Source organism: Marinomonas vaga, assembly GCF_055388305.1.
Genome location: NZ_AP043903.1, coordinates 807,037 through 821,109, shown reverse-complemented (window position 1 = coordinate 821,109; position 14,073 = coordinate 807,037). Strand labels below are relative to the sequence as shown.

Below are 14,073 nucleotides of genomic sequence, written 5' to 3'. Positions count from 1 at the left end.
TCTTCAAATCTATAAATGCGAACGGTAAATATTCATTCATTAAATCGCACAGTGATAGATAAGGAGGAAGCCATGCTTCAGCAAACAGAATCTGTACATCACATCACGGACATTATTAAAGTCATGAACAGCGGTATCGAGTTTTACCAGAAGGCAAAAGAGAAAGTGGATGACCAGAGTTACCAAGGTTTTTTTAATCGCATGATTGATGCGAAAGCCAAAGCTATTTTTGAGTTGCAGCCATTTGCTGTAGAAGAAAAAGGTGATCTTGAAACAGGCACTGACAACTTGGTTAAAGCGCGGGAAACTTACACCCAAGCGGTGGCGAAACTGTCTTCCAACACCGAATTTACTTATGTGGACCAGCTGGAAGAAGTGGAGGATCGTGTTCTGGAAGAACTAGACGATGCGTTGTCTAAGGAGCAAACTCCTGAATCTGAAGCGGCACTACTGCGTATTAAGGTGCAGGCTAAAGAATGTCACGATGAAATGAAAGCGCTGCAAAATGGTATTGTTCACTAAGAGCTTCATTTGAACAAAGTGCTAGACGAAAAAAGCGCCCGATGGGGCGCTTTTTTATTGCCTGTCGTTGGCTGGTGATAGGGCCTACTCGACTCGGTATTTTCCAAGCTTGCTGTTTAGTTGATCCGCTAGGTGGCTAAGCTGTTTGCACGATTCCATAGTGGCTTGAGAGTAGGACGTGCTTTCCTCACCAGAGCGTTTAATGGATTCGATGTTTTGACTCACCTCGTTAGACACCTGACGTTGCTGATCCGCTGCGCTGGCGATCTGAGTGTTGTAGTCAGAGATTTGACGTACCGATTCCAGTACAGAAGTCAGCATTTCACCTGCGTGTTTAGCACTGTTGACACTTTCTAATGCACCACGTTTGTTGTTGCTCATTTGCTCGGAAGCGTCTTTGCCGCCACGTTGCAAACGCTCAATCATGGTACGGATCTCTTCAGTGGAGGCCTGTGTCCGGCTCGCAAGGGAGCGCACTTCATCGGCAACGACTGCAAATCCTCGACCTTGTTCACCGGCACGGGCTGCCTCGATGGCGGCGTTCAGTGCCAATAGATTGGTTTGTTCAGCAATGTCGCTGATCACTTCCAATACCTTGCTGATGTCTTCGCTGGCATTGACTAGCTCTTGCACCACTTGGCTAGAGGTTTCGATAGCTTGGGCTTGGGTCTCAATGCTAAGAATGGTTTGACTCAAGGTTTGGTTCGCTTGAGCGACACTGTCGTTAGCGCTGAGAGCCTGTTGTTCTGCTGCTGCAGCATTATTCGATACATCTTCTGCGGCAATACTCATTTGATGCGTTGCGGCGGAAACTTGCTCCACATCAGAGGTTTGGGCCATGACCGCACGGCTCGACTGGGCGGATGTCTCTGCTAAGGTCTCGGATGAGCGAGTAAGGGTTTGTACATCGGCTTTGGCTTCTTTGATCGTATTTTGAATTCGATCCAGCAGGGCATTAAAGCCAGAAGCCATTTGTCCTAGCTCATCTTTGCCATGGGCGTCAAAGCGTGTTGTCAGATCACCTTCGCCTTCCGCAATGTTTTTGATGGCGCTGACATAGTTGCCCAATGGACGACCCACTAGGGTGCGAATCAACAAGCTGATGATAATGATCAATACGAGACCGATCGCGATCACAGCTAGCGCCGCATTGATAGCCTTGCTGGTGGATGCCGCACTCACTTCACTGTTTGGGTAAGCCATAACGATGTCGTAGCCCCACTTAGCATAGGGTAAGATGTCAATGGTCCAGTCTTGGGTTTTGCCAGAGATAACGTCTTGAATAGCGTCACTGCTTAAGTGCTCAGAATGAAGGCGTACGTTGCCTTTTCCATCACGTAGGGCAATGAAGCCGCTGTCCAGAATTTTGGTTTTATTAATAACGGATTCCAATGCTTTCAGGTCAGCGGAGTAGCCCACGTACCAGATGCCGATGGTGTCATTGCCTTTTTTAATCGGCGCGTAGCCAGTTAAGTATGGGCGACCTAAGATATCTACTTGACCATAGTAAGGCTTCCCTTGATTGATGGCTTTAATGGCTTTACCTGTGGGAGCCAAGATGGTGCCGGTTGCTCGACCGCCTTTATTGATAACGTTAGTGCTCACGCGAACATAGTCTTGACCATCACGGCTAAATAGAGTCGCTGTGCCGCCCATGACAGCGGTTAAACCATCAACGAGATCGTAGTTGTTGGCCTGGGGTTTGTCTCCCAGCAGTAGGTTAGGGGGATTGCGCTCTCCCACTTTGACGGGGCTACCTTGGCTTGGCTGGCCAATCGCCATACCGCGCTGTTGCAGTAGCTTCATGCTGCTTTGCACCTGTGCGGATACTAGAGTGTCAGTGACATCTAGCAAACGAACCATCTGGTCACCCAGCTGCTCTTTTTCATAAGCAATGGCGACCTTTGTTTGGTTGTTAGACAGACCAACCACAACGGCGATCATGATGAGGGTAACGATGGCAATGATGGCTGCAACCGTTAGGGTAAATTTCTTTTGAAGACTCATGGGTAGGGCTCCGATCAAGCACACACTGTTTGAGTATAGTTATATATTTAAGAGCCATTCTTTACCTATGCAGATTTGTAACAGTTTTAAGAGGATTTGTGCGTGAAGCTAACAGACTGTCACAAGGGAAGAATGGTGTTGGGTGCAAGCAGTTGCCTTGTGAAGATCGAAGACCTTATATTGAACCATTGAGCTAGCAACTTAAGGATATGGACTCATGCATTGCTTTCTTTCGGACTCTTACCGTGATCACAATCCTAAATATGAGTACTTTCGTGGGGAGAAGGTGCCTTGTTTTGAGTCAGTGGAGCGCTTGGATAACATCGTCAAGGCATTACAGGCTCGAGGACATAAAACCGTTTCTCCCGATCACGATGCAACAGGTGTGATCCATACTCTCCATGACCCTGTTTATGTCCAATTCTTGGAAACAGCGTGGCAGCAATGGTTGGCGTTGGATCCTGCCAATGAAGCTCTGCAACCTTTCCCGTCTGTCTGGCCGACGCGCACCCTAAGAGACGATGTGGTGCCAGATAATTTCATTGCTAAGTTGGGGCTGTATTCCATGGATAATGGCACCCCATTGGCTCAGGGCACTTGGCGAGCCGCTAAGTCTGGGGCCGATGCGGCGGTCAGTGCTGCCCAGTATTTACTGAACGGTAATGGGAGTGTGTTCAGCGCCAGTCGGCCACCGGGACACCATGCTGGGCGAGATTTTATGGGGGGGTATTGTTTTCTAAATAACGCCGCCTTAGCGGCCCAAACCCTTTTGGAGCAGGGTATGAAAAAGGTCGTGATTCTCGACATCGATTACCACCACGGTAATGGCACCCAAAGTCTGTTTTACGATCGTGATGACGTTTTGTTTATCAGTCTTCATGGGGACCCTAAGACCGAGTTTCCGTTTTACTTAGGTCACGGGGACGAAGCCGGAGAAGGTAAGGGCGAAGGCTATAATATTAATTATCCCATGCCAGCTGGAACGAACTTTGACCAGTGGTTGCAATGTTTAGAACAAGCATTAGAGAACATTCACAGCTTCCAGCCAGAGGCTTTGGTGATTTCTCTAGGACTGGATACCTTTGCGGAAGATCCCATTTCAAAATTCACCATACAGAGCGATGACTTTTTTAAAGTGGGTCACAAGCTTGCGAGTTTGCGGCTGCCGACGGCTTTTATCATGGAAGGGGGTTATGCCACAGAGGCTTTAGGGACCAATGTGGTCAATGTACTTGAAGGGTTTGAGCAAGGCTAAAGGCTTTATTTCTTAGCTTAAGGCTTTATCTCTTAGCTAAAGCGGCTTTGAATTCAACCGTCAGCTCAGACAAAGGCACTTCCCCAAAGCGTTTGAGTAACACTCCTTCTGCTTCATCCATGGCTTCTTTTAACGTTCGGTTTACCGCGTGCTCGATAGGGCATTCGGTATGCTCGTCCGTCAAACCAATAGTAAAGACACTGCTGTCACTTAATGTTTGGTGAATGTCCAACAGGGTGATATCTCCCAGTGCTTTTGCCAGTGACCAACCACCACTGTGCCCCTTGATTGATTTCACATACCCCTGCTCCCGTAACAAAGCCATGGTACGCCTGACTACCACTGGGTTTGTGCCCAGCATCTTTGCCAAGGTGTCTGACGTTACCGGATGTTCAAATGCATCCAAGTGAATGAGGACATGGAGTACTCGAGAAAGTCGACTGTCTTTGCGCATGATGTCACCTCATAGATAGGGTTCTGAGTCTATCACGAAACATTTAATGTTACATGTATTGCGTTTGAGGGTTTTTAAATGTAACAATAAAAGTTACTTAATAGTTGAAGCCTGTCTTGGAGGCAAATATGACCTATGACGTAATCATTATTGGAGGCAGCTTTGCAGGGCTGTCGGCGGCCATGCAATTGGTAAGAGCCCAGCGGAAGGTGTTGTTGATCGATGGGAACTCTCCCCGAAATCGTTTTGCTAAAGCATCCCATGGGGTGTTTGGTTTGGATGGTAAAAGTCCTGCTGAAATTCGTGAAATCGGTCTAAGCCAGTTGTACGCGTACCCTACTTTTGAACTTTGGGAAGATTTAGTAGAAGGGCTGGAGCAGTGTGCTGAGGGGTTCTCTGTTATCACGCAATCAGATCGGCAAGCCAAAGGTCTGCGAGTGATCTTGGCGTCAGGCATTCGTGATCGCCTACCTGAGATTGACGGCATCGCTGAATGTTGGGGCGAGAGTGCTGTCCATTGTCCCTACTGCCATGGCTATGAGCTTCGCAATCAAAATCTAGGGGTCTTGGCGACCACGGAGATGTCATTGCATCAGGCCGCCATGATTCCTGATTGGGGGGCGACAACGCTTTTTACTCAAGGGGAATTTGAGCCAGAGGGGGATATGGCTGGCCTGCTCAGGCGCCGGGGTGTCACCATCGAGCGAACGCCTGTAGTGCGGGTGATCCATGTGGGGAAACAGGTCCAAGGCGTGGTGTTAGCCGATGGTCGAGAGATTCCCCTAGGGGGACTTTATGTTGGGCCACAGATAGAAATGAATACACCTTTGATTGAGCGGCTAGGTTTGGCAATGCAAGAAACGCCCATGGGGAATGTGGTCAAAGTGGACGAGATGAAAGAGAGCTCCATCAAGGGATTGTTTGTGGCGGGGGATCTGTCTAACCCAATGCAAAGCGGCACCTTGGCGGTGGCATCCGGTATGTTTGCGGGAATCTGCGCCCACCGCTCGTTGATCTTTGATCCCGCATTGAGTACTTAAAATCTAACGTTAGGTCCGTCGCCAGACAGCTCTAGCTGCTGGCGATGAGGCTACTGAAAGCTTTGCTGATTAAGTCTTTCTTAACTGTGGTGCGGCTGACTGATTGATCAAACCAGAAACTCATAGGTTGATCATAGCCAATGCCGTGCATGTAGTTGTACAGGGCTTTACGCAGGCCATTCCCTAGCATGTCATGATCTGTGCCAGTGGGATCAAAGAAGTCCACATCATTTTCTGCAAATAAGGTCTCAGGGCGTTCTGCCAGTGTGATGCCATATTCTTCTGGATGAATGCCGATGGGGCTGTGGATCGTGGCCGCAAAGCGATGCCAGTAGGCGGATTGGAAACAGCCTTGGGACATCATCTGGCGCACCATTTCAAGGGCATCCACCGTCTCTTGTTCTGTTTGTGTGGGGAAACCATACATCAAATAGGCGTGTACCAAGATGCCAGCATCGCTGAAGCCTTTGGTCACCCGTGCCACCTGTTCGACGCTGACGCCTTTCTTCATGAGTTTTAGCAGTCGGTCGGACGCTACTTCCAAACCGCCGCTGACCGCTATGCAACCTGAGTCCGCCAGTAGCTGACATTTTTCTGGGGTAAAGGTCTTCTCAAACCGGATATTGCCCCACCAGCTGATTACAACGCCCCGTTGAATCAAGCGTTCTGCCAGAGCGAATAGCGCCTTAGGTGGCGCAGCTTCATCCACAAAGTGGAAGCCCGTTTGACCGGTTTCTTCAATCAGCTCTTGAATACGGTCCACAAGGATATCTGCCCCTGCATAATCATAGCGCTCAATATAATCGAGGCTGACATCACAGAAGCTGCATTTCTTCCAGTAACAACCGTGGGCAATGGTGAGCTTATTCCAGCGGCCATCGCTCCAAATTCGATGCATAGGGTTGAGCATCTCACACAGGGACAAATACTCCGTCAGGGGCAAGCCATCGTAAACGGGGGCACCTACTTCTGTTTGCGGAATGTCGTGCAGCGCTTTGTTGTCATTAAAGTAGACAAATGGCTCGCCAGTTTCGTCTTCTGCTAAAAAGTAGGTGCGCACAAGCTCGTCCACTTCCCGTTGGCCATCAAAGTATTCCAACAGGGTGATAAATGGACGTTCCCCATCATCTAGACAAATGAAGTCCACAAACTCAAACACCCGAGGGTCTTTCAGAGCGCGCAGCTCTGTGTTCACAAAGCCTCCGCCCATGACCACAGGAATGTCAGGGTTAATCTCTTTACAGGTTTGCGCAATACGCAACGCCCCTAATACGTTACCGGGAAAAGGTACTGTTAAGGCAATGACGCTGGGTTGGGTTTCTTCTAAATAGACTTCAATCAACTGCTCAAGGATCTCCGAGCTAAAGCTAGGTTCCCCCATGAGCGTATCGTACAGGTCATCAAAGGTGGGATTGGCTGCAGCCAAACGCTCGCCGTAGCGACTGACCTCAAAATAAGGGTCTACCCCTTGGGTGATGACAGAGGATAAGTCATTGATAAATAAAGTCGCTAGATACTTAGCTTTGTCTTGGACTCCCAGATCTCCAAAGGCTTTGGTGAGCACATCGCCCGAAACCGATTCCATCTGCTCGATGGCATCGAACGCAGGCCCCTCAGGCAAAAAACGACGGGAGTTAATGCGCATGGCAAGACTGGAGTCCTTGCCCTGTAAAAAGCGAATAACGGGCTCGACGCACAGCTTATAGCGGTCAAACTCCGCTAAAAAGGTATAAATCACATCCGGCAGCTCGTCATCCTCAAACTGCTCAAAGTTTTCTTCTACATGCTGACGCATGATGTCGAGACCCTGTCCCGTCATCATCTCCAAAAACAACTCAATGGCAGGATCTCGCTGCACTGCTTCATAGCCCCGAGACCGCAAAAAGCCAGTCAAATAGGCTGTCGCCGGATACGGCGTATTCAGCTGGGTCATAGGAGGAGTCATTAAAAGAACAGTCATAGGGAGCCTTCAGGGTAGCGCCAATCGAAAGGAGGCTATCTTAACAAATGGCGGTGTGAAATGCGCCGCGTAATTGTAGCTTATCTATCTGAAGAGCTTAGCTTGAAATGCCTAATAAAAGGCTTTTCCAGCCCATGCCAAGAGCCTACCGCACACATTAGTGTCACCATTGTTGATATCACTAAGAAGCTACTGAAGGAGAGTGTCGGCCAGATGGCCAGTGTGCTCTGTTGAATCATAAAGCCATAGATATAGGTGCCGTACGAATAATCCCCTAGGCGGTTAAAACGTCGAATCACTCCATTAGGGCGATAGGCGAGCCAGAGGACACTGTAAACAAGGCTTAGGCAGAAGCCGGCGAGCCACAGTGGTGTATTTTGTAAGACGAGAGCCACCAGCCAAAGCCCCAGCATAAATGGCAGGTTTAGAACGAGAGCTCTTCTGGCCAAATAGCTCAGAGCCCCCGCAAAAAAGACGCAGACGAAGACCAGCATAACCCCTGCATCATCGTTGCGGTGTTGAGTGGCGATACTGCCAAACAGACTGAGTATTATCAGCAGAACAAGGCCAATGGTAAGCATTAGGCTTTGGGGATGTTGGCGAGGGAGCAATGGCCAGCGTTCGATAATCAGGTGAATTAGGCAGTAAGCCATGGCGGTCATGACGTACAGCCAAACTTCGATGGGCAAGGTCCAAAGGGAGGCGTTCACATTGTTTGGGAACGGAGCATTACTGAATACCTTGGGGAGGTCAAATTGGGTATGGATGCTCAGCAAGTTTAGGTTCTGCCAATATTGCCAAGTGTTTGGATGGCTGAAATATTCTGAGGGCAGCAGGGTGCTTAAGGAGGGACCTACAATTAACACAGTTATTGCCACTACAAGGCATAACGCCGGAAATAAGCGCACCATGCGTGCGATGGCATAGCGCTTCAAGTCTTGGCTGACGAGTAAACTGCGGCAAATCAAAAAACCGCTGATGGCAAAAAAGACTGCGACAAAAAGGTGATCCAAACGAATGTGAAAAATCTGCCAAGGCAGCGGTTCACCGGTATAAACCAAGATACTATGCGCCCATAGAACGCCCAGCGCACAGACCATACGGAGCAGATTAAAGTTGTTGTCTTTCGACTGACTTAGATCTGTGAGTGAAGGCATAGCAATCGATACAAGCGTTCGTTACTCCAGCACTGAGTTTAAATACCCTGTGCCTAATTGATCCATCTGGCGCTCCACCCATGTCACCCGTTCCCTCAGATATGGGGTGAGGTGGTTCGGGTCTCGCTCTTTCGGGTTGGGGAGCAATACGGCCAATTGGGCGGATTGTCTGGGCGTGAGGCGTTTCGCAGTTTTACCAAAGTAATGTTGGCTGGCGGCTTCTACTCCGTATATGCCGGGGCCAAACTCTGCAATATTGAGGTAAACCTCAAGAATACGTTTTTTCCCCCAGAGGGCTTCTAGTCCTAATGCAATCCCTGCTTCTAGGCCTTTGCGAATATAGCTTCGACCGGGCCATAAAAACAGGTTCTTGGCGGTTTGTTGGGTAATGGTGCTGGCGCCGCGTAAGGTTTCCCCTTCGTCTCGTTGGGTGATGGCCTTACTGATGGCTGTGAAGTCCACACCAAAGTGATCAGGAAAACGCTGATCTTCCGAGCCAACTACAGCTAAAGACACATGGGACGGCAGGTGCTGTATGCCAACCCATTCATAAGTGACAGGCGTTGGGCTCTGCAGCATAAAGGCTGTGGTCGGCGGGGGGAGAAAACGCAAGATCAGTAGCAATACGACAATCAATAAGGCCAAACGCCAAATCACATACCATATCCAACCGAATACACCTCTTTTACGTTTAGCCATTCCCAGTCCCAAGTCATTAATCGTTATAGGATTTAAGCACTGGTGATAGAGCTTTTAAAGAAAAAATGTATCAACGCTCTAGTGTAAAGAAGTAATTTTGGTTGATCTGTGTACAGTTGGATTGCGTAACGCCCTTTAGTATCCATTAAGGAGGTGTTTATGAAACGTTACCTAATACCCTGTGCACTCGCCGCAGCAACACTCGCACAGACAGCCATGGCCAGTAATGGTGAATTAACCAGTTTAAAAGATTTGATCTGGGAGAACCGCATTATAGTGGCGAACAGTGAACAAAACCGCGATGAGCTGACCGATCTCTTTAGCCAAGAAAATAACGGCATCATTGATCGGGATGTGATCTGGTTTGTGTTTTCTGATGATGAATTACAAACCAATTATCCAGGCACTGTGAGTCCAAGTTTATTAAACCGCGTTAAGAGCCAGTACCAACTGAGTGACAATGAAGTCATTTTGATTGGTAAAGATGGGGGCTTGAAAGAACGTATTTCTGGGTTAGATCTGGATCGTTTATTTGGTGATATCGACCGTATGCCAATGCGTGTGCGAGAAATGCGTAACCAACCTTAACTCCCTCCCACCAGCAATGGCGCTTGGCGGCGTTTGACTGGGGTGGATTTGACGATGGAGGTGTTGGTTTCAGCAATCTCGCACACGCGATTGAGAATCTCGTCGAGCTGGTGGATGTCGGTCAGGCAGAGTCGGGCATAAAAGCAGTCTTCTCCGGTGACTCGATCGCATTCGATGAACTGTGGGATCGATTGGATCAATTCTTCCAGCTCTTTTAGCTTGCCTGGCAGTTGGCGCATGCGCACAATCGCCTGCAGCGTATAGCCGATTTGCTCGGGATCTAAAGTGACCGTGTAACCTGAGATAATCCCTGCTTCTTCAAGGCGTTTTAGACGTTCGTTTACGCTGGGGGAGGACATATTCACAGCGCGGCCAAGCTCCGCTATGCTCATGCGCGCATTCTCATTGAGAAGCGAAACCAGCTTCGCATCGATACCGTCCAATGCTCTAACTTCGTTTTTAAGGTTACTTCGCATTTTTGCCTCACGTTATAAATGTTATGAGCTGGTTTTACATAGTTTTATCTATGCCAATGCCCGTTGAAAGCCTCTAATCTTATGCTTATTCAACGTTAGGAGATTAGAGCGTGAAAGTAAATGAAATGACCAAAGGGAATCTTGAGATGATTCTCGCCATGATGCTGTCAGGCACCATTGGCTATTTTGTGGTGCATTCGGGACAGTCGTTTTGGAATGTGGTGTTTTTTCGTTGTGTGATCGGCGGTGGCCTGTTGTTGGCTTATGCCTTCTATCGAGGGGTATTACCCGAAGCGCTCAAGCAGCGCAGTATCTTGCTGCTCGTGCTGTTGGGCGGGGTCACCTTGGTGGCGAATTGGGTGTTTTTGTTTGCTTCCTTCTCCTATATCCCATTTTCCATCGCAACGGTGGCCTATCACACCCAGCCATTAATGTTGGTGTTGGCGGGAGCGTTTTTGTCGCGCCAAGCCCCCACGGGCTCCCTGATCTTTTGGCTGATCGTCTCCTTCACGGGACTATGGTTCGTCATTGAGCTGGATATGGCGGAAGTGCGCAGTTTGTTGCAAGGGGACAGTAATTCTTTTGAAGCCGTATTGGGGTTAGGTTTAGCATTGGCGGCTGCATTGTTATACACGGCTACTACCTTGATCACAAAGCAGGTGCGCAGTGTGCCGCCCTATTTAGTGGCTTTGATTCAAATGGGAGTCGGGGTGCTGATGTTGTTGCCTTTTGTGCAATGGGAAGCCTTGCCATCCAATAATATTGCTTGGTTGGATTTATTTATCCTTGGGGCTATCAATACCAGCTTTATGTACATCATCATGTATGACGCATTTCAGAAGCTGCCGACGAACTTGTTGGCGATCCTGTCGTTTATTTATCCAATAACCGCCTTGTTTGTGGATCATATTGCCTTTGCGACCCATATTTCCTTTTGGCAACTAGTGGGGGTGGCTTTGATTCTATTGTCTGTTTGTGCCGTGAAGTTTGACTGGTCGTTGCCTAAATGGGGGCGTCAATCTTCCACTAAAGGCGTGTCTTAAGCGCCTTTTGCGGACTTCCAAGTAACACAGACAATCCCTCCCAGAATAACCACACCTCCGATTAATAGGGATGCGCTTAAAGGTTCCCCTAAGAATATAGTGGAAGTGAGCAGCCCAATCACAGGGACACCGAGCATGGCATTCGACATGCTCGCTGAGGAAAGCCAGCGCCCTGCCGCGTTAATGGCAACAAAGGAAAACGCTGTGGCCAGAGGCCCCACATACAGCATCACCCACCAGAAGGTCGGACTTAGATCCCCTGTGAAGCCCCCTTCAATCCAGTAGGCCAATGGCAGCAAGCACATGCTGGCTAAGAGCATCTGCCAAGGGGCCAGCTGATAGGCGCTAGCCTCTGTCTGGTGATGACGAATGTGTAGGATGCACACGGCCCAGCACAGGGAGCAAAACAACAATAAAGCATTGCCCTGCACGGTTTGGCTGTCTTGCCAATTGATCTCCCCAGGATTCAACATAAGCATGACACCTGCAAAGCCGACGATGGTGCCGGCCAGTTGGCGTGGGCTGAAGCGTTCTTTGAATAGGAACATAGCCACCGGAGTGACCCATAAGGGCGTGGTGTAACCCAAGATAGCGGATCGCCCTGCTGAAACACTCAACATGGCGATGGCACCAAGGGCGGTAAACATCATCATTTGAATCAAGCCAACGCTGGCAATGATGGGAAAGTCTCGACGCTTTGGTAGGACTAAGCGACCTGATAGCGCCTGTAGCAATATCAAGCAGATGCAGCCAGAAATAAATCGCACAGCGGCAAACCAGATAGGGGGAATGTGGTTTAGGCCAAGCTTCATGACCGGCCAATTTCCTCCCAATAAGGCAATGCCTAGGACAAATAAGGCGATCATTTTGAAATGCTCGGCCTGTTGTGAGGCGAGGCCAAGCCCTGAAAAAGGCGCTGTGGGAAAGGTAGATGTTTTCTGCATAGATCACCTGTATTGCTGATCCATACATTGTAAGCAGTTAGGGTGAGTTTTATTTTCTGAGTTTTTTGTTGAATTTATCTTAGGTAGTAATTATTTTCTTCAATAAATTACTTTTAGAGAAAATTTATAATGGTTAGCTTGGATAAGACGGATATTCGTATTCTTTCGTACATGCAGGAAAATGCCCGGATCACCCACGCGGAGTTAGCCAAGGCGGTGAATTTGTCGACCACTCCCTGCTACAACCGAGTCAAAGCGTTGGAAGAAAAAGGGCTCATAAAGCAGCAAGTGACTCTGCTGGAAGCAGAAAAGCTTGGTTTAACTTTAAACGTATTTATCCATGTGACCTTAGAGAAACAAGTAGAAGAAGCACTGAAATGCTTTGAGGACGCCATTGATGATCGCCCTGAGGTAATGGAGTGCTATCTGATGACAGGTGACGAAGACTACTTACTGCGGGTGGTGGTGGCGGACATCAAGGCCTTAGAGCACTTCATCCTGCAGTACTTATCCAAAATCCCGTGTGTGGCGAGTATCCGCTCAAGTTTTGCCTTAAAACAGGTGCGCTATAAAACGGCCCTGCCGTTGCCAGAAGGCGGTTTAACCTTGTCACTTTAAGGTGTTTTGGGTTTAAAAGGCGTCTTTGAAGGCGTTCAATAACCAGTGTAGCGCCGGCCCTATGGTGGCTCCCTTTGGCCAAACGAGATCCACGGGGACTTCCCAGGTGCGTTGGTCAAACACGGTTTGAATGGCGATTAAACGCTTTTGTTTGAGTTCGCTTTCGATCTTATGTTTGGGCAGATAGCCCCACCCAATATTCTGTTCGATTAGAGTTTGTGCCGCACTATGGCTCGAACTCCACCAGTTATTGGGGCTCATGCTAACCAAGCTCGCAGGCTCTACTTTTTGGTGGCCGCGCACAGTGATCTGACGGTGGGGGAATAAATCCGTTTCTGTCACACCGGAATGCGTCGCCAACTCGTGCTCTGGGTGACACACTGGCACCATCTCCATTTGCCCAATATAAGAGAAGGCCACTTCTTTAAAGGATTCCACTTCTGAGGTCATCAAGCCCAATACGCAATGGCCTTGTTGTACCTGTCGAATGATGTCAGGAGAGGGCAAAAGCACTAGATCCAGCTGGGTATGAGTGAACTTTTGCGAAAACTCCCCCAATACCTGCAAAACGGTTGGGGTCATCAAACCATCGTCAACGGCCAAACGCAGGGTGCCTTCTTCTTGTCGGTTGATGGCCTTAGCGATCAGCTCGAACTCTTCTGATTGAGTGAGCAGGGCTTTAGCGCTGCGGTACAAGCGTTCCCCTGCGGGTGTGAGAGACGGTTTGCGAGTGGAGCGGTCAAACAGTTCAACGTTTAAATCTATTTCTAAATTACTAATGCCATGACTGACAGCCGATTGTACTTTGCCCATATGACGAGCACAGGCTGAGAACGAGCCGAGATCAGCGGACAAGACCAACATGCGAAGGTGTTCTAAGTTTTGCATATATGAATTTATTAGATAGTAATTAACTTTAAAGCATCGTATATCCAGATAATATGACCGTCAAATTCACAAGCGTCTTAGGAGCTTATTCGGAGGTAGCAAGTATGGCGTGGGTATATTTGATTTTGGCAGGCTTAACGGAAATAGGCTGGCCTTTAGGTATGAAGATCGCACAAACATCCGCTGTGAAATGGCCCGGTTTAATGATGGCTGTGGTTTTCATGGTGGTCAGCGGCACGTTTTTATTTATGGCGCAAAAACACATTCCACTGGGGACGGCTTATGCCGTGTGGACGGGGATTGGTGCTGCGGGTACGTTTTTAGTGGGGGTGATGGTGTTTGGTGATGCCACCTCTTTGATGCGTTACATCGGCATTCTATTGATCATTTCAGGGGTTGTAGTGTTGAAACTGGCACACTAA

General features: G+C 48.7%; 15 protein-coding genes. 7 read left to right on the top strand and 8 right to left on the bottom strand.

Annotation, left to right across the window (positions count from 1 at the left end):
* Positions 1 to 72 precede the first annotated feature (72 nt).
* Positions 73 to 522, top strand: a complete 450-nt coding sequence (locus tag ACZ5DR_RS03845) for a PA2169 family four-helix-bundle protein (RefSeq protein ID WP_377366454.1) — start codon at positions 73 to 75, stop codon at positions 520 to 522.
* Positions 523 to 606: 84 nt separating this feature from the next.
* On the opposite strand, the gene ACZ5DR_RS03840 is transcribed toward ACZ5DR_RS03845, so the two are convergent.
* Positions 607 to 2,529, bottom strand: a complete 1,923-nt coding sequence (locus tag ACZ5DR_RS03840) for a methyl-accepting chemotaxis protein (RefSeq protein ID WP_377366455.1) — start codon at positions 2,527 to 2,529, stop codon at positions 607 to 609.
* Positions 2,530 to 2,746: 217 nt separating this feature from the next.
* On the opposite strand from ACZ5DR_RS03840, the gene ACZ5DR_RS03835 reads away from it, so the two are divergent.
* A complete protein-coding gene (locus ACZ5DR_RS03835) occupies positions 2,747 to 3,784 on the top strand; it encodes a histone deacetylase family protein (RefSeq protein ID WP_377366456.1) in 1,038 nt (345 codons plus the stop codon).
* Between the two features lie 25 nt (positions 3,785 to 3,809).
* Here ACZ5DR_RS03835 and ACZ5DR_RS03830 read toward each other — a convergent pair whose 3' ends face one another.
* Positions 3,810 to 4,238 (bottom strand): Rrf2 family transcriptional regulator, encoded by a 429-nt coding sequence (locus tag ACZ5DR_RS03830; RefSeq protein WP_377366457.1) that lies wholly within the window; start codon positions 4,236 to 4,238, stop codon positions 3,810 to 3,812.
* Positions 4,239 to 4,366: 128 nt separating this feature from the next.
* On the opposite strand from ACZ5DR_RS03830, the gene ACZ5DR_RS03825 reads away from it, so the two are divergent.
* The gene (locus ACZ5DR_RS03825) at positions 4,367 to 5,278 is read left to right on the top strand and encodes an NAD(P)/FAD-dependent oxidoreductase (RefSeq protein WP_377366458.1); all 912 of its coding nucleotides are present in this window, start codon (positions 4,367 to 4,369) and stop codon (positions 5,276 to 5,278) included.
* Positions 5,279 to 5,309: 31 nt separating this feature from the next.
* Here the strand turns inward: ACZ5DR_RS03825 and ACZ5DR_RS03820 are convergent, their stop codons facing one another.
* The 3 genes from ACZ5DR_RS03820 to mtgA all read right to left on the bottom strand — a co-directional run bounded on the left by ACZ5DR_RS03820 (position 5,310) and on the right by mtgA (position 9,094).
* Entirely contained in the window at positions 5,310 to 7,238 is a 1,929-nt protein-coding gene (locus tag ACZ5DR_RS03820; protein WP_377366459.1) for a B12-binding domain-containing radical SAM protein, read from the bottom strand.
* 80 nt (positions 7,239 to 7,318) lie between these two features.
* Complete coding sequence (locus tag ACZ5DR_RS03815; RefSeq protein WP_377366460.1) at positions 7,319 to 8,395, bottom strand: acyltransferase family protein; 1,077 nt, start codon at positions 8,393 to 8,395, stop codon at positions 7,319 to 7,321.
* A gap of 21 nt (positions 8,396 to 8,416) precedes the next feature.
* Complete coding sequence (gene mtgA / locus ACZ5DR_RS03810) at positions 8,417 to 9,094, bottom strand: monofunctional biosynthetic peptidoglycan transglycosylase (protein WP_377366461.1); 678 nt, start codon at positions 9,092 to 9,094, stop codon at positions 8,417 to 8,419.
* A 159-nt stretch (positions 9,095 to 9,253) separates the two neighbouring features.
* Here mtgA and ACZ5DR_RS03805 point away from each other — a divergent pair, with 159 nt between their 5' ends.
* Positions 9,254 to 9,682, top strand: coding sequence for a DUF4174 domain-containing protein (locus ACZ5DR_RS03805; RefSeq protein WP_377366462.1), 429 nt, complete (start codon positions 9,254 to 9,256; stop codon positions 9,680 to 9,682).
* Here ACZ5DR_RS03805 and ACZ5DR_RS03800 read toward each other — a convergent pair.
* Positions 9,679 to 10,074, bottom strand: a complete 396-nt coding sequence (locus ACZ5DR_RS03800) for an Lrp/AsnC family transcriptional regulator (protein ID WP_464543907.1) — start codon at positions 10,072 to 10,074, stop codon at positions 9,679 to 9,681. The two genes, ACZ5DR_RS03805 and ACZ5DR_RS03800, sit on opposite strands and share 4 nt — an antisense overlap.
* A gap of 194 nt (positions 10,075 to 10,268) precedes the next feature.
* Here ACZ5DR_RS03800 and ACZ5DR_RS03795 point away from each other — a divergent pair, with 194 nt between their 5' ends.
* On the top strand, positions 10,269 to 11,201 hold the full coding sequence (locus ACZ5DR_RS03795; RefSeq protein ID WP_377366464.1) for a DMT family transporter: 933 nt from the start codon (positions 10,269 to 10,271) through the stop codon (positions 11,199 to 11,201).
* On the opposite strand, the gene ACZ5DR_RS03790 is transcribed toward ACZ5DR_RS03795, so the two are convergent.
* Complete coding sequence (locus tag ACZ5DR_RS03790) at positions 11,198 to 12,145, bottom strand: DMT family transporter (protein ID WP_377366465.1); 948 nt, start codon at positions 12,143 to 12,145, stop codon at positions 11,198 to 11,200. The two genes, ACZ5DR_RS03795 and ACZ5DR_RS03790, sit on opposite strands and share 4 nt — an antisense overlap.
* Positions 12,146 to 12,274: 129 nt before the next feature.
* On the opposite strand from ACZ5DR_RS03790, the gene ACZ5DR_RS03785 reads away from it, so the two are divergent.
* Complete coding sequence (locus ACZ5DR_RS03785; RefSeq protein ID WP_377366466.1) at positions 12,275 to 12,763, top strand: Lrp/AsnC family transcriptional regulator; 489 nt, start codon at positions 12,275 to 12,277, stop codon at positions 12,761 to 12,763.
* A 12-nt stretch (positions 12,764 to 12,775) separates the two neighbouring features.
* Here the strand turns inward: ACZ5DR_RS03785 and ACZ5DR_RS03780 are convergent, their stop codons facing one another.
* Positions 12,776 to 13,651 (bottom strand): LysR family transcriptional regulator, encoded by an 876-nt coding sequence (locus ACZ5DR_RS03780; protein ID WP_377366467.1) that lies wholly within the window; start codon positions 13,649 to 13,651, stop codon positions 12,776 to 12,778.
* 104 nt (positions 13,652 to 13,755) lie between these two features.
* Here ACZ5DR_RS03780 and ACZ5DR_RS03775 point away from each other — a divergent pair, with 104 nt between their 5' ends.
* Positions 13,756 to 14,073 (top strand): DMT family transporter, encoded by a 318-nt coding sequence (locus tag ACZ5DR_RS03775; RefSeq protein WP_377366468.1) that lies wholly within the window; start codon positions 13,756 to 13,758, stop codon positions 14,071 to 14,073.

Coding starts and splice junctions, on each gene's coding strand:
- ACZ5DR_RS03835 (WP_377366456.1), top strand. CDS start 2,747: ATGCATTGCTTTCTTTCGGACTCTTACCGTGATCACAATCCTAAATAT.
- ACZ5DR_RS03800 (WP_464543907.1), bottom strand. CDS start 10,074: ATGAGCATAGCGGAGCTTGGCCGCGCTGTGAATATGTCCTCCCCCAGC.
- ACZ5DR_RS03845 (WP_377366454.1), top strand. CDS start 73: ATGCTTCAGCAAACAGAATCTGTACATCACATCACGGACATTATTAAA.
- ACZ5DR_RS03820 (WP_377366459.1), bottom strand. CDS start 7,238: ATGACTGTTCTTTTAATGACTCCTCCTATGACCCAGCTGAATACGCCG.
- ACZ5DR_RS03830 (WP_377366457.1), bottom strand. CDS start 4,238: ATGCGCAAAGACAGTCGACTTTCTCGAGTACTCCATGTCCTCATTCAC.
- ACZ5DR_RS03825 (WP_377366458.1), top strand. CDS start 4,367: ATGACCTATGACGTAATCATTATTGGAGGCAGCTTTGCAGGGCTGTCG.
- mtgA (WP_377366461.1), bottom strand. CDS start 9,094: ATGGCTAAACGTAAAAGAGGTGTATTCGGTTGGATATGGTATGTGATT.
- ACZ5DR_RS03785 (WP_377366466.1), top strand. CDS start 12,275: ATGGTTAGCTTGGATAAGACGGATATTCGTATTCTTTCGTACATGCAG.
- ACZ5DR_RS03790 (WP_377366465.1), bottom strand. CDS start 12,145: ATGCAGAAAACATCTACCTTTCCCACAGCGCCTTTTTCAGGGCTTGGC.
- ACZ5DR_RS03840 (WP_377366455.1), bottom strand. CDS start 2,529: ATGAGTCTTCAAAAGAAATTTACCCTAACGGTTGCAGCCATCATTGCC.
- ACZ5DR_RS03815 (WP_377366460.1), bottom strand. CDS start 8,395: ATGCCTTCACTCACAGATCTAAGTCAGTCGAAAGACAACAACTTTAAT.
- ACZ5DR_RS03775 (WP_377366468.1), top strand. CDS start 13,756: ATGGCGTGGGTATATTTGATTTTGGCAGGCTTAACGGAAATAGGCTGG.
- ACZ5DR_RS03780 (WP_377366467.1), bottom strand. CDS start 13,651: ATGCAAAACTTAGAACACCTTCGCATGTTGGTCTTGTCCGCTGATCTC.
- ACZ5DR_RS03805 (WP_377366462.1), top strand. CDS start 9,254: ATGAAACGTTACCTAATACCCTGTGCACTCGCCGCAGCAACACTCGCA.